The organism is Fimbriimonas ginsengisoli Gsoil 348 (assembly GCF_000724625.1).
GTDB lineage: Bacteria > Armatimonadota > Fimbriimonadia > Fimbriimonadales > Fimbriimonadaceae > Fimbriimonas > Fimbriimonas ginsengisoli.
This window is the reverse complement of record NZ_CP007139.1, coordinates 717,839-731,650: the sequence shown is the minus strand read 5'-3', so window position 1 is coordinate 731,650 and position 13,812 is coordinate 717,839. Positions and strand designations below refer to the sequence as shown.

Here is a 13,812-nt window from a genome sequence, read left to right as displayed (position 1 = left end):
CATGCGCATCGGCGTCAGCATGTACAGCTTTTACGCGCACGTGCGCGACGGCCGGATGGATATTCCGGCGTTTATCCACGAGGCGAAAAGGGCCGGCGCCGAAGGGGTGGAGCTCCTCGCACCCTTTTACAAAGACATCGTGGCAGACCGAGAAAGGGCGCTCGTGGCGCTCCGGGAGACCGGGCTGACCTGCCCCATCTTCTCGATCAGCCAAAACTTCGCCAAGCCGGATGCCGGTCAACGCCAAGCGGAGTTGGAGAAGATCCGGTTTGGGGTCGATGAGGCCCAACACTACGGGGCGAAGGTGGTCCGCGTTTTTGCGGGCGACGTTTCTCCCGAGGTGACGTTCGACCAAGCTCGCTCTTGGATCGTGGAGGGGCTCGCCGAGGCGTCGATTTACGCTCAGGAGCAGGGGGTTCGGCTTGCGCTAGAAAACCACGGCACCCTCGCGGGGCGAGGAGACCAGGTCGCGGGATTAATCGAGGACGTTCGACAAAAGAGCGGGAACGACGCCCTTGGCGCGAATCCGGACACGGGCAATTTTCTCCTGGTGAACCAGCCGAGCCATGAGGCGATCGAACGCGTCGCGGGTTATGCCTACATGGTCCACTTCAAAGATTTCCGGGCCGCGTCGGACGAAGACCAGAGCAACGTGTATGCCGCCCTCGACGGGCGTCGGTACGTGGGAACCGCAGTCGGAGAGGGAGACGTTGAGTTGGCCCGGTGTATCCAGATCCTCAAGGATTCCGGGTTCGACGGCTGGCTAAGCGTCGAATACGAAGGCCCCGAGGACCCGCTAGCCGCGGTTCCTCGATCGATTGCGAACGCGCGGAAGTATTTGTAATCATCGGGAAACGTACACGCCGCCGTCCCTTGATGTCAGCTACCTCTTTTGGTGTGACATAGCCTGCAGTTTCCCGCAAATCCGCCGACCACTCTAGTGGAAGACCCGGATTAAGGCGAGTATTCGCCCGGGCTGCAACGGAGTAAGCCTCAGAGTCATGCCTCCAATCACCAAAAAATCGCGCCGACGTGGATTTACGCTCGTGGAGCTCTTGGTCGTCGTACTCATCATCTCGACCTTGATGTCCGTCGCCCTTCCGCTTTACGTAAGTGCGCTCAGCGATTCCAGTAAGAAGACTTGCCGGCATAATATGGAGTCGATTGTGAACGCCGCCCAAGCGTGGAAGACCAAGAACCGGGTGCCGAACTTCTCAACTCTTACCGCCTCGGCGCTCCTCGGTGACCTGGGCCAAATTCCGCGCTGCCCAGACGGCGGAACCTACACGATCACCGCCAGCGGCACCGTGAACGACAGCGCGGGCGTCGCAACCACGATTCCCGCCAACGGAATAGGCATCACCTGCTCTACCGTCGGCCACAACGGGTATATCCCTGGCTTAATGGGGCGCTAGAGCCCGCCTTCGAGCAACCTTCGGAACCCCATTTTTCGTCCTAGTGTTTGGTTAGAAACCAGATGCGAGACATACGAGAGTGCTCCGGCCCTTGGCGGGGCCTCTGGACGCAGGACGACATACGAGGGGCCATGTCGATGCGCCTCACTTTCGACGGCTGCCGCATTGCGGGCGGCGGTTCGGATAACGACGGGCCGTTCACGCTTTCCGGGACTTACGATCCGGGCACGGAGACGGTCCAACTGATGAAGGCTTACCGGATTCTCCTCGTCTCTTACGAGGGCTCTTGGAATGGCCGGTTTATTACCGGGGTCTCCGTGATCGGCCACCCATTCCCGTTCGACCTCGGCACCTTTGAAATGTGGCCAGAAGCGGAAGAGACCTCCTTGGAAGAGCTGATCGAAGCGGTTGCCGACCGCCGGTTCGTCTAGCGACTCTCGACATGCTCGATGAGACTCGACACGAGCTTTTGCTGCCGCTCCAGCGGAATCTTCGCCGGCTGCGGAACATGTAAGAACCCGATTTGCTTCTGCGGAAATCGCTGGAGCGCTCGGAAATAAGAGTAGTTACAGAGATAGCTTCCGGCGTCCAGGCTGATCTTTAAGTCCGGGTTAGGGAAGAGCTCGACCATCGAGCTCTCGATCCAGAGCGTTCCTTCCAGAAGGAGTGGTGCGGCTGGGTCGATCGGGCCGAAACGGTCGTTTCCGCGCACGTCGCGGGTATGGCCGATCTGGTTGCGGGCAAAGAGCTCGGGGGTGATCTGGGTTCGCCCCGTTGCGACCCCCATCAGAACGAGGCGGTCAAAGCTCGCCGGGTCGAGAGAAGCGAGGAATTCATCGACCGCCTCGAACGCGACTTCCAGAATGCGGAAAGGCCGCCCGGTACCTTCCGCGAGGATTGCCGAGGGGTTCTCTTTCACATCCAAAAACGGGCCGAAGCCCGTTACTAGCGTTCGCGCCGGGTCGGAACTGCTCATCGCTATTAATGTTGACGCCTTCACCCTTTTTCCTGGGGCGCCAGTTATATTCTCTAGGCAACTATTGATTGCGCAAGTAGTCGTGCTATAATAGTTGCACACGCAATCACAAGTGCGAGATAGGAATAGAGGAACACGAAATGATCGACACTAAGAAGCTCAATACCACCGCCGACGCCATGCGCTCTAGGGTTTCCATCCGTCGGTATACGGATGCACCTGTCCCTCAGGAGGACGTTTTGGAGGCGATCGAGCTCGCGGGCAATGCCCCTTCGGCGTTTAACCTGCAACCTTGGCGTTTCCATGTCGTCCGCGACTCCGAGACGAAGAGCCGGCTCCAAGCTGCCGCGATGAATCAGGCGCAGGTAGGCGCGGCGCCGGTCCTGCTGGTTCTCACGAGCGACATGGAAGATGTGATGGCGAACCTCGAAGACGTCCTACATCCCGGATTGCCGGAAGAGAAGCGGGTGGGCACAAAGGGTTATCTGGAAAGCATGTTCGGCGGCTTGACGGTTCAGCAGCGGGCCGAATGGGGACGGAACCAGACGAATATCGCCCTCGGCTACCTCTTGGTCGCTCTGGAGTCGATGGGCTATGGCTCGTCGCCGATGCTCGGCTTCGATGCCGATGCCGTCCGGGCGGTTCTGGGACTGCCGCAGCACGTCGAGATCGTCGCCTTGGTCTCCATCGGCCACCCCGCCGAGGAAGGATTTCCAAAGCACCGCCATCCGGTGGAAACGATCCTGAGAGCGGCTTAACGTGGCATGGGCTTCCAGCCCATGTGTATCACGACCATCCTGGTCGTGTGAACGGGGTCCAAGGGCATCCTGCCCTTGGACCCACTGGCTGGAATCCAGTGGCACTAGTGGCTCGTCAAGACCAACGACGCGCCCTTCAGGCCGGGGGAGGTGGCGGTGACCACGATCCGGCCGGGCCGGTTGGTGGCCTGCACTAACGCCATGCAGAGACCGTTGAAGGCGTGGCGCTTCGATGCTTTGTCCGGCTCGTGACTGCTTGGGTCGCCGTTGCCGACGCCCGCGACATGCCCGGGACCCGAGATCGAGAACTTGACCATGTTGTCCGCGGTCGGCACGACGCGCCCGCGGGCATCGACGATCTCCACTTCGACCGGCGATAGATCCTCCTCGTCGGCCAAGAGCCGCGATCGGGTGGTCTTCAATCGGATCGCGGCCGGCGCACCGGTGGTGTCGATCCGGTCGCTGGCGATCAGCTTGTTTCCCCGGTATCCCCGAGCCTCCAGCATCCCCGGCTCGTAAGGAACATCCCACTCGGCGTGCTCGAACCTCGGCACCGGCTTCGAACCAACAGACCGGCCGTTTACAAGCAGTTCCACCCGGTCCGCGTTGCTTTGAACCCAGACGTTGATCTTTTGTCCCTCTTTCCCGGGCCAGTTCCAGTGCGGCAGCAGGTGCACGACCGGCTTATCTCCCCACCAGGCCTTGTAATAGTAGAAGTTGTCCTTGGGGAATCCGCAGATGTCGAGGATGCCGAAGTGCGAATTGACGCATGGCCAACCGTACGGCGTCGGCTCACCTTTGTAGTCGAACCCGGTCCAGACGAAGCCGCCGGCCATCCAAGGGCGCTCGGCGATCGGTTTCCAGGCATGCTCGGCGGTCTCGGCCCACGCCGGATGGTTCACGTCATAGGCGCTCACGTAGCCGCGGACGGTGTCGTTGGCGTAGATTCCGCGGGTGCTGACGGTGCTCGCCGTTTCACTGCCGTACATCGGCTGGTTCGGGAAGCGCCGATGGAAGTTGTCGTAGGCGCCGATGTTGTAGTTGAAGCCGAATAACTCGCTCACGAGTTGGATTCCGCTGCCGTATCCACCGTTCGCCGCGCCGGTGCACGGCCTCGTCGGATCCAACTTCCGAACGGCGGCAACCATCTTCTCGTAGATAGCCGCGCCTTCCGGCGATCCTTGAAGCGGCTCCTCGTTGAAGAGCGACCACATGATCACGCTCGGGTGGTTTCGGTCGCGTAGGACGAGCCGCTTGAGCTCGGATAGGTCGTCGGCCGTGGTGCCTCGCGGCGACTTCGGTTGGGTCGCGTCGCCGAGATGGCGGGTTTCGTCCATGACGAGCATTCCGAGCCGGTCGCAGGCGTCGAGCAACTCCGCTGCCGGCGGGTTGTGCGAGCAGCGATAGGCGTTCGAGCCCATCGATTTCAACCGCTGGATTCGCCACTCGAGCAGCCCGTCCGGCATCGCGGTTCCGACTCCGGCATGGTCCTGGTGGTTGCAGGTGCCTTTCAGCTTCACCGGCTTGCCGTTCAGGAAGAATCCCTTGTCTTTGTCGAACCGGATGGTCCGGATACCGAAGGGAGTGTTGACCTCGTCGCTCTTGATGGTGTGATACGTTGGATCGCCCACTGCCTGGATCGAGGTCTTAAGCTGGTATCGCCTTGGGCTTTCTAAGGACCAGAGCGTGGGCTTGACTACATCTGAATGCTGGTTGACCGTGACACTCTTGCCCGCCTCGATCAAGTCGACCTTTCGGATTGTTGCGACTCGATGTCCGGCCGGATCGTAGATCTCCGAGGTTAACACCACCCTTGTCGGATGGCTAGAGTCATTTGCAATGGAGGTCGAGATAGTCAAAGACGCCCGCCCGGCGCCAACGTTCGACGTCACAAACGTTCCGTCCGGTACGACATGCACCGGCGATGTCACGTTTAGCCAGACGTGCCGGTAGATGCCCGCGCCCTCGTACCACCATCCCTCGTCCTTCGTCGGATCGACTCGGACGGCCAAGACGTTCGGCTTTCCGTATTGCAGCCGGTCGGTGAGGTCGTAGCGGAATCCGATGTAGCCGCTGGATTCGTGCCCGAGCTTTCGGCCGTTGAGATAGACGGTGCTGTTTCGGTACACCCCGTCGAAGTCGATCCAAACCCTCTTGCCGCGGTAGGAAGGGGGAATCGTAAAGGTCTTCCGATACCAGGCGGTCGGCCTAGGCAGCGAGCCGTGCGACACGTTCTCGCCTTGTTTGAACGTTCCCTCCACCACGTAGTCGTGGGGAAGGTGCACCGTCCGCCAAGCTTTGTCCGAGAACCCAGTCGCGGCTTCAGCAGGCAAAGACTCGGGAGGCGGCGGCTTGGCGAAGGTGACGCTGCCGTTGATCCCGCCCCATCCGCCCGTATTCTCGACGAGGACCACGAGCCGGTTCGGTCCAGAAGCGCTCCAGGCTCTGAAGACCGGAACGTCGAACGGCGTCCCGTACCCGTCCTGCCTCTTCAGCCGGATTCCGTTGACAAAGACCACTGCGTTGTCGTCGACCGACTCGAAATGCAGCACCTTTTCCCGATCGAGAGGATTCGAACCCAGATCGGCTCGGAACCACCCGAAACGGATTCCGTTCCGGAGCTCGTTCCGTCCCAACCGCGTCGGCTTCCACGGTCCGGAATCGATGTCGGACGGAAGGGTCTGTAAATCCAGGTCACGGTCGGCCGGCTTCCACTGCCAGGAAAGTGGCCCCATCTCCCCTCCTGACTTGGGATCGGCGTCCCTACGGAAACGCCACCCGTCGTCGAACCGGATCCGGAGGCGGGGCGACGCCCAGCCTGAGGTGGCGGCGAGGAGCAGGAGGGCGAGCAGCGGAAAGAGGCGGCGAAGCGGAACGAAAACTGGATTCATGAGCGGCAACCAGAAGAAGTATGGGCGGAAATCCTCAGACCCATCTAAGCGATTAGATGGTGATGTAACGATTCATCTGAGGCGATGGTCTTTTTGGATCAAATTTAAGCAGCAATTTTGAATAAGGTCTTGGGTCAGCTAGCTATACCGGTGTATCATCCCTTTCGGAAGCCAATGGGGGCTTTCGGAAGAGCCACGATGGCTGCAATGCTTAACATCTCGATAACAAATCCCGAGAGGTGGGACCGGCGTGATCGGTCTCGTAGCATGTGCGTCGTTTACGCTCTCCCCCCCAAATCTAAGGCGGCGGAGAGGCATTCATGCCCGTAACCGTTCGCCAAGTGGCCGCCAAGGCTGGCGTATCGCCGGTAGTCGTCTCTCGTGTACTTCACAACAAGGCCACGAGCGTTCGCGTCAGCGAGGCCACCGCCATCCGGGTTCGGGAGGCCGCCAAAGAGCTCGGCTACCGCTGCAACGTCTTAGCCCGCAACTTCCGCAATCAGCAGACGCGAATGATCGGCGTGCTCCACGGCGTTGGTTTCGAGCGTCCCAGCTTCGACCAGGGGCCCCGCTACTTCGCGTGCCTTATGGATGGAGTGGTCGAGGGAGCTTTCAAGCACGGATACTCGGTTACTCTCTGCCCGCACCTGCTGGGAAGCACCCCCCAGGAAGCGATGAACGATGGAAGGTTCGACGGCCTTGTGTGGTACAGCGCGGCCCCTTCCGAAGAGAATCGTCGGATGCTGCTCGAAGCAACCGTTCCTCTCGTGGTTATTCACGGCCATAAGGGGGAATTTGGAGATCAACTGCCCACCGTCATCTGCGATAACGACCAGGGAATCGACTTAGCCGTCGAGCACCTGTTTAACTTGGGACACCGACGAATCGCTTTCGCGCTGGGCGGAGACGTCATCACGATTGAGTCGTTTAGCCGCCTTACGGCCTTCCAAAACTCGATGGCTCGGCGCGACGCACCCGTCAACGATTGCGACATCGTTCACATTTCGCCCGATTTCGAGGAGCTCGACGAATTCCTTCGGGCGAAGGATCGGCATACTGCCGTCATCTCGCATACCGACAAGCTCGCCGGCCAAATCTTGGAGCGAGCACCGAAGTTGGGTGTGCGCATACCGGACCAACTATCCGTTATAGGTTTTGACTCTACTGCTTATTGTCGGGAACTACGCCCGGCTCTTACTTCGGTTAATCAACCACTCGCCATGATGGGTGAGCGCGCGATCGACTTGCTGATGGAGATCATCGGCGGCGCTCCGCCTCTATCGCCCCACGTCGTGTTACCATGTGGCCTCGATATAAGAGAGTCCACCAGTCCCGTATCTATATAGGAAAGCCATCTAATATGAAACATCGCGGTTTCACGCTCATCGAGCTTCTCGTCGTCATCGCTATCATCGCGATCCTCGCCGCCATTCTGTTCCCGGTCTTCGCCCAGGCCAAGGCCGCAGCGAAGAAGACTGCCTCCCTGTCCAACGCCAAGCAGCTCGGTATCGCTACCATGCTGTACAACAATGACGAGGATGGCATGTTCCCGGCGGGCGTTCGCGCTTGCTGGTGGGGCACCCTCGATTACAACTGGGCCTACACGACTCAGCCATACATCAAGAACACTCAGATCCTTCTCTCGCCGCTGGATTCCAAGCGACGCGACAACTGGCCGTCCTGGATGGCCGGCGCGGGTGGCGTTAACGTTTCGTTCGCCGCCAACGGATTCATGAAGTGGGACGGAAGCGGCTGGGGAATGTACGGAATCATGGGCATGGACCAGGCCCATGTGGAAGTCGCCCGGCAGGACGGCACCAGCGGCACAGGTTGCGGTTCGTGGATGGATCGGGGCGACACTAACGAGACCCAAGTCACCCAGCCCGCGAGCACGATCATGTTCTCGGAAGTCTACGGCGCTTACCCGCTGTGGGGCCCGAGCAACTTCCTAACCAGCATCAACTGGTGGGACTTCGTCGGAGTTGGCGGCTGGATTCCGGATGGCCGCCGAGACGGTACGCCTTATACCGTTTCGCCGAATGGTTCGGCAGTAGTCTTCTCGAAGAATAACCGCAACGGCGGTGTGAACTCGGTCGACATCACGAGCCCGAGCAGCGGCACCACCAACTACGTGTGGGCCGACGGCCACGCCAAGTCGATGAACCCGGTCGCCACTAACCCTGGCCCCGACCCTTCCAAGAACCTCTGGGACAGCTCCCGGTAAGAACAACTATGCGGCCCCGGACGATTCCGGGGCCGCATCTTTATGAGGTCTTATGCAGATTAATAAACTCTTTCTGATCGCCTTCGTCGGCGCCGCGCTTTGTGGATGCTCTGGCAGCAGTAGCGAAATGTCCAAACAAGAAGTCGATGCGCTAAAGAACCCTCCTAAGACGATCCCTAAGGAAGCGATCGAAGGAATGAAGCGCCAAGGTGAGCTCGCTAAGGCTCAAATGGACGCTAACGCGAAAGCCGGCGTCGACGCACGCGGTATCCCAATCGGCAAGGCGACCGATAGTGCGCCCGTTCCCGGCACCGCAACGACCCCCAAGACCGGCGGCTAGTTTCATTTTGTCTGACTTAAGCGGTAGCCCTTTCTCACCTAGATAAGATCGGGCGAAACCAGGGGAAACGGCTCAATTCTTGCTACTTTCCCCATCTTGAGGGTGCCACTGGTCTCAGTGGCACCCTCTTTTTGATCGTTAGCTGGAGCGATTCCCGGCGATTAGGTGTACGTTATTCAATAAGCGCCATGATTTTTTCGCTTCTTGTTCTGTCGGCTTCGGCCGCCCCTACGATCGTCATCGATGCCTCCGACGTGCGGCCGATCTCGCCATTTATTTATGGGATTAACAATCCCGACTGGAAAGGGATCGGCCGCGGCGTTACGCTGGCTCGCCAAGGCGGGAATCGCATGACCGCGTATAACTGGGAGACGAATGCCAGCAACGCTGGGAACGATTACCACCACCAGAACGACAACTACCTTGGCGCTTCGAACGAACCTGGTTGGACGGTCAGCAATTTTCTCAGGCCGGCGCAGAGTCACGGGGCGGCGGCGATTCTCACCGTTCCCACCGCCGGCTACGTTGCCGCCGACAAGAACGGCGACGGCGACGTTGCCAAAACCCCGAACTACCTCTCCGTCCGCTTCCTGAAGTCCTACGCTCACAAGCCGGGTCGGCTCACCTACCCGCCGAACACCAAGGACCGAGCCGTCTACCAGGACGAATTCGTTGCCTGGGTGGAAAAGATCAAGTCGAACCGCACCCCCGTCTGGTTCAGCCTCGACAACGAGCCCGACCTCTGGGGTTCGACGCATCAGCGGATCTGGCCTAAGAATCCGACATATGCCCAGATCATCGCCAATAACGTCGAGTTCGCGATGGCTATTAAACGGGTTGCGCCGAAAGCGCTCGTTTTCGGCCCGGCTAACTACGGATGGCAAGGATTTCGCCGGTTCCAAGACGCGGCGGACGCAAATGGGCGCGACTTCCTAAACACGTATCTCGACGCTCTTCACCAAGCGGAGCGCAAGGGGCGCCGTCGCCTGCTCGACGTGCTGGACGTCCACTGGTACCCGGAGGCGAGGGGCGACAACGTGCGGATCACCGACAATAACGACAAACCGGGCACCGCTGCCGCGCGCATCCAAGCGCCGCGTTCGCTCTGGGATCCCACCTACGTCGAGACAAGCTGGATCGCCGACAGCCTTGGCAAGAAGCCGATCGAGCTGCTGCCGAGAATTCAAACTCAAATCGCCCAGCACTATCCCGGCACCAAATTCGCGATCACCGAATACAACTATGGCGGCGGAAATCACATCTCGGGCGCCGTCGCCCAGGCTGACGTACTGGGCATCTTCGGCCGGTACGGCCTCTTCGCGGCCTGCAACTGGGGCCTGAACCCTCGCGATCAGATGATGCTGGCCGGCTTCGACGCGTTTGCCGATTTCGACCGTCACGGCTCGCGCTTCGGCGATCTGGGCCTCAAGGTGACCGGAACGAACGCAGAAGCGAACTCGGTCTACGCCGCGCTCGACTCGAAAAACCGCCGGAGAATGACAATCGTGGCGATTAACAAGACCGGCGTCCCGATGCCGCTAACCCTCTCCCTCCGAGGATTCCGCGCCCGCAACGTGCGCGCCTTTGCGGTGACCTCGGACGCTTATCGAACCCCTCGAGCGGCTTCCGCCCGGGTCAAGACCAGCGTCGTCACCCTAACCGCGGCCCCGTTCAGCGTCACTACGCTAGAGCTAAGCAAGTAACTGGACCGGATCGTCGGCGAGGGCGCCGACGCTACGGGGTGGGCTTTAAGAACTTTCGCATCGCGGCGAGAGTTTCGTCGCTGACGTGGTGCTCGATCCCTTCGGCGTCGGTGTCGGCCACCTCGGCGGGGACGCCGAGGGCTAGGAGGAAGCGAAGGACGAGATCGTGGCGCTCTCGGGCGGCGCCGGCTAGCGCCTTCCCCTTATCGGTGAGGAAGATGGAACGGTACGGCTCCATCGTCACGTACCCATCTCGCTTCAGGCGCTGGAGCGTGCGGGACACCGAGACGTGGCTAATGCCCAGCCGGTCCGCCATGTCCACCGCCCGCGCCTCGCCCTTGTCGTGAGTTAGGGAGTCGATCAATTCGACGTAATCTTCCGCCCTCTCCCGGCTATGGTCGTCTCGCGTGCGTTGGAAGCGGTTCGTCATGACGGCTGAAAGATTGTAGATGGAAGATCGCGGTTTTGTATCGAGTCGATCGCCGTTCCTGGGCGTCTCTGATTGCAGACCCACCGCAATCTTCGACCCCTATCCATGAAAAAACCCAGTCCGCCGCGGATCATCGGTAACCTTCCATCTACAATCTACAGTCTTCGACTTCCTGAGGCCGCTTGAACTCAGCTTCCACGAATCCTTATATCTCCTTCCAAGATGCCCGCGTCGAGTACGCCGGGCACGTTTCGGGACTCAACGGAGTCACGCTGGACGTTCAAAAAGGGGAATTTGTCTTTTTTGTGGGTAAGACCGGAGCGGGGAAGAGCACGCTTATCAAGCTGGTTACCCGGGAGGTTCGGCCGACTGCGGGGCGGGTGTTGCTTCAGGGAAAGAGCGTCGGCGACATCCCGGGCGGAGATATCGCGAAGCTTCGCCGCGGAATGGGAATCGTGCCCCAAGATTTCGCCCTCCTGCCTCGCAAACGGGTTTGGGAGAACGTCGCGTACGCTATGAGGGCCGTCGGCCACTCCCGGCGAGACGTGCGGCAGCGGGTTCCCGATATCCTCGAGCAGGTCAACATCGCGCATCGGGCCGATGCCTTTCCGGCCGAGCTCTCCGGCGGCGAGCAGCAGCGCGTCGCCATCGCCCGGGCGTTGATCAACAATCCGCCTCTGCTCCTTGCCGATGAGCCGACCGGCAACCTTGATCCGGACCACTCCTGGGAAATCATGGAGTTGCTGAAGGCGCTTAACCTCAAGGGAACCACGGTTCTGGTCGCCAGCCACGATATGTTGGTCATCCATAGGATGGGTAAGCGGATCGTGACCCTCGATCATGGCCGGGTCACCGAGGATGTGCCGGCGACGAACGTCATCTGGACCGGTTCACCCCTCGATATTCCGACCGCATCTCCGCCCCCGTCTACGGAAGGGCAGGAGACAACGGAGGAAGCCCCCGATGCTTGATCGGATCAGCTTCGTCATTGGCGAAGCGATGATCGCATTGCGTCGCAACGGCTTCATGACGTTTAGCGCGATCACAACGGTGGCAATCGCGCTGTACCTGCTTGGGGGGCTCGGCTACCTGTACGTAAACGTCGATCAGAGCACCCGGAATATCAGCAGTAAATTTGAGATCTACGTCTACCTCCGCCCAGGAACGGAGTTCAAGGCGATCACCGAAACCGCTGAGGCGATCCGGAAGATCGACGGCGCCGGAGTCGTCTCCTGGATTCCCAAAGATAAAGCTTGGGCGCTCCTGAAGCAGCAGGACCCCGACACCACCGCCGGAATCGAGGATAACCCTCTGCCCGATTCCTACAAGGTCACCCTAACCGATCTCGGCAAAGGAGATGCGGTGGCCGAAGCGATCAAGGAACTCCCCGCCGTACAACCGGACGGCGTTAAATACTTCGGAGAAGAGCAGCGCCTCGTCAACGGCATCTTGAATCTGATTCGCTGGCTCAGCTCGGCCGGGGCGCTTCTGCTGGTGATCGCGGGGATATTGATCTTCAATACGATCCGGCAGGCGATCCTCGCCCGACGCACCGAGATTCGAATCATGCAGCTCGTGGGCGCCTCGCGCCCGATGATCTACATCCCGTTCCTGCTGGAGGGTCTGGTTCACGGCGTCATCGGAGGCTCGCTCGCCGCCGGGTTCGTCTGGCTGACGAACCACGCCGTCGAAATCTGGGTTTACGACAAGCTCAACAAGGCGTTGCCGATCTTCCCGACCTCTCAAGTGTTGATGATCTTCGCGGCGGCGGGGGCCGTGTACGGAGTGTTTTGTTCCGCGATCGCCCTGCGGCTACGGAATCAGGCATGATGCGGTTTTTCGGTTTCCTATTGGCGGCGCTGGTCCTGTCAGCCGGATTGTCCGCGCCGGTAGCGGCGCAGAGCCACCGGCGAAAGGGACACCGCCATTCATCGGGAAAGAGCGCCGGACAGCTTAAAAACAAGCTTCACCAGATGAGAAGCCAACGGGCGGCCATCCGGAAGCAGTTACGCCAAACCAAGCATCAGAGCCACGTGGTGGCGGAAGATTTGCACGTCGTCGATGCGCGACTTGAGCGGATAGTCGACGAACTCGACCGCACGACGAAGCGGCTAAGCGACAGCCGCGCCGAACAGCGAGAGCTCGCGACCCGCCTGGCCGCCGCCACGAAACGGTTGGAGCAAGTGAAAGGGCAAGTCCGCCGCCGCATCGCGGACATGTACATGCGACGGCAGACCACGTTCCTCTCCGCGCTCGCCGGCACGCGGAGCGTCAACGACTTGCTGACCCGGCAACAGATCTTGGAGGCGATCGCGAAATACGACCACCAGCTCTTCGTCGAGTACCGGTCGTTGCGTCAGGAGATCGATAGGAAGAAGCGCCGGCAAGATGAGCTGGTGGCAAGCATCCGTGGGCTGCGATCAGATCAGATTCGACAGCAGGGAAATCTCAGAGACACCAGAGAAGAAAAGGGGCAGGTTTTAGAGTCGTTGCGCGCCAAACAGGGGGAGCTTCAGCGCATGCTTGCCCAGTACGATGCCGACATGAGCTCCATCGAGTCGGAAATCGCCGCCTTCGCTCGGCGAGTTCGGCGGCCGGGCGAGAAGCAGTTGCCGGCCCAGTTCATCGGCCGATTCCTAAAGCCGGCGCACGGGCCCATCACCAGCGGATTCGGGATGAGATATCACCCGATCCTGCATTTCACCCGCCCTCACAACGGCATCGACATCGGCGCCCCCGCCGGTTCGCCGATCGTAGCGGCAGCCGACGGCGAGGTGATCAAGGCCGGCTATTCCCGCTCGTTCGGCAATATGGTCATCATCGCCCACGGCGGCGGGCTGTCGACGGTGTACGCTCACGCTTCTCGGCTGTACGTGTCGACCGGGCAATCCGTCCGCCGCGGCCAGCAGATCGCCGCCGTCGGCTCGACCGGCCTCGCCAAAGGCCCCCACCTCCACTGGGAAGTCCACGTCGGCAAGCGAGCGGTGAACCCGATGGGAAGGTTCTAGGGGCTGATGGTTGATTGGTGATCGTCGATTGCTGAGACAGCTTGGGAGACGGTCGCCGGAACGAGAC

Annotated in this window: 14 protein-coding genes; 11 read left to right on the top strand and 3 right to left on the bottom strand. The window is 60.4% G+C overall.

The genetic code is table 11. From position 1 onward, the window contains the following. The first annotated feature begins 1 nt into the window (after nt 1). The 3 genes from OP10G_RS03420 (at nt 2) to OP10G_RS03410 (ending at nt 1,846) form a co-directional block, all read left to right on the top strand. Complete coding sequence (locus tag OP10G_RS03420; protein ID WP_025227280.1) at nt 2-844, top strand: sugar phosphate isomerase/epimerase family protein; 843 nt, start codon at nt 2-4, stop codon at nt 842-844. 157 nt (nt 845-1,001) lie between these two features. Further along, complete coding sequence (locus tag OP10G_RS03415; protein ID WP_025227281.1) at nt 1,002-1,415, top strand: prepilin-type N-terminal cleavage/methylation domain-containing protein; 414 nt, start codon at nt 1,002-1,004, stop codon at nt 1,413-1,415. 131 nt (nt 1,416-1,546) lie between these two features. Beyond that, a complete protein-coding gene (locus OP10G_RS03410) occupies nt 1,547-1,846 on the top strand; it encodes a hypothetical protein (RefSeq protein ID WP_025227282.1) in 300 nt (99 codons plus the stop codon). Here the strand turns inward: OP10G_RS03410 and OP10G_RS03405 are convergent. Beyond that, nucleotides 1,843-2,391 (bottom strand): pyroglutamyl-peptidase I family protein, encoded by a 549-nt coding sequence (locus OP10G_RS03405; RefSeq protein ID WP_025227283.1) that lies wholly within the window; start codon nt 2,389-2,391, stop codon nt 1,843-1,845. The genes OP10G_RS03410 and OP10G_RS03405 overlap by 4 nt on opposite strands. Before the next feature lie 140 nt (nt 2,392-2,531). Between OP10G_RS03405 and OP10G_RS03400 the strand changes: the two genes are divergently transcribed. Beyond that, nucleotides 2,532-3,149, top strand: a complete 618-nt coding sequence (locus OP10G_RS03400) for a nitroreductase family protein (protein WP_038472439.1) — start codon at nt 2,532-2,534, stop codon at nt 3,147-3,149. A gap of 104 nt (nt 3,150-3,253) precedes the next feature. On the opposite strand, the gene galA is transcribed toward OP10G_RS03400, so the two are convergent. Then, on the bottom strand, nt 3,254-6,040 hold the full coding sequence (gene galA / locus OP10G_RS03395; protein WP_052547507.1) for a beta-galactosidase GalA: 2,787 nt from the start codon (nt 6,038-6,040) through the stop codon (nt 3,254-3,256). A 320-nt stretch (nt 6,041-6,360) separates the two neighbouring features. Here galA and OP10G_RS03390 point away from each other — a divergent pair, with 320 nt between their 5' ends. The 4 genes from OP10G_RS03390 to OP10G_RS03375 all read left to right on the top strand — a co-directional run bounded on the left by OP10G_RS03390 (nt 6,361) and on the right by OP10G_RS03375 (nt 10,307). Then, complete coding sequence (locus OP10G_RS03390; protein WP_025227285.1) at nt 6,361-7,386, top strand: LacI family DNA-binding transcriptional regulator; 1,026 nt, start codon at nt 6,361-6,363, stop codon at nt 7,384-7,386. Between the two features lie 14 nt (nt 7,387-7,400). Beyond that, nucleotides 7,401-8,264 carry a prepilin-type N-terminal cleavage/methylation domain-containing protein gene (locus OP10G_RS23880; RefSeq protein WP_025227286.1) on the top strand — a complete coding sequence of 288 codons (864 nt, stop codon included), beginning with the start codon at nt 7,401-7,403 and terminating at the stop codon, nt 8,262-8,264. A 52-nt stretch (nt 8,265-8,316) separates the two neighbouring features. Continuing rightward, nucleotides 8,317-8,604, top strand: coding sequence for a hypothetical protein (locus OP10G_RS03380; RefSeq protein ID WP_025227287.1), 288 nt, complete (start codon nt 8,317-8,319; stop codon nt 8,602-8,604). 188 nt (nt 8,605-8,792) lie between these two features. Continuing rightward, nucleotides 8,793-10,307: a glycoside hydrolase family 44 protein gene (locus OP10G_RS03375; RefSeq protein ID WP_025227288.1), complete on the top strand. Its 1,515-nt coding sequence runs from the start codon at nt 8,793-8,795 to the stop codon at nt 10,305-10,307. Between the two features lie 31 nt (nt 10,308-10,338). On the opposite strand, the gene mntR is transcribed toward OP10G_RS03375, so the two are convergent. Next, the gene (gene mntR, locus OP10G_RS03370) at nt 10,339-10,737 is read right to left on the bottom strand and encodes a manganese-binding transcriptional regulator MntR (protein ID WP_025227289.1); all 399 of its coding nucleotides are present in this window, start codon (nt 10,735-10,737) and stop codon (nt 10,339-10,341) included. 182 nt (nt 10,738-10,919) lie between these two features. Between mntR and OP10G_RS03365 the strand changes: the two genes are divergently transcribed. Genes OP10G_RS03365 through OP10G_RS23875 form a run of 3 tightly spaced genes read left to right on the top strand, consistent with a single transcriptional unit; the run spans nt 10,920 to nt 13,745 of the window. Beyond that, the gene (locus OP10G_RS03365; RefSeq protein ID WP_025227290.1) at nt 10,920-11,708 is read left to right on the top strand and encodes a cell division ATP-binding protein FtsE; all 789 of its coding nucleotides are present in this window, start codon (nt 10,920-10,922) and stop codon (nt 11,706-11,708) included. Further along, a complete protein-coding gene (locus tag OP10G_RS03360; protein ID WP_025227291.1) occupies nt 11,701-12,567 on the top strand; it encodes a cell division protein FtsX in 867 nt (288 codons plus the stop codon). Before OP10G_RS03365 ends, OP10G_RS03360 begins: the two co-directional genes overlap by 8 nt. Continuing rightward, nucleotides 12,564-13,745 carry a murein hydrolase activator EnvC family protein gene (locus tag OP10G_RS23875; RefSeq protein WP_084178787.1) on the top strand — a complete coding sequence of 394 codons (1,182 nt, stop codon included), beginning with the start codon at nt 12,564-12,566 and terminating at the stop codon, nt 13,743-13,745. Before OP10G_RS03360 ends, OP10G_RS23875 begins: the two co-directional genes overlap by 4 nt. The last annotated feature ends 67 nt before the right edge of the window (nt 13,746-13,812 follow it).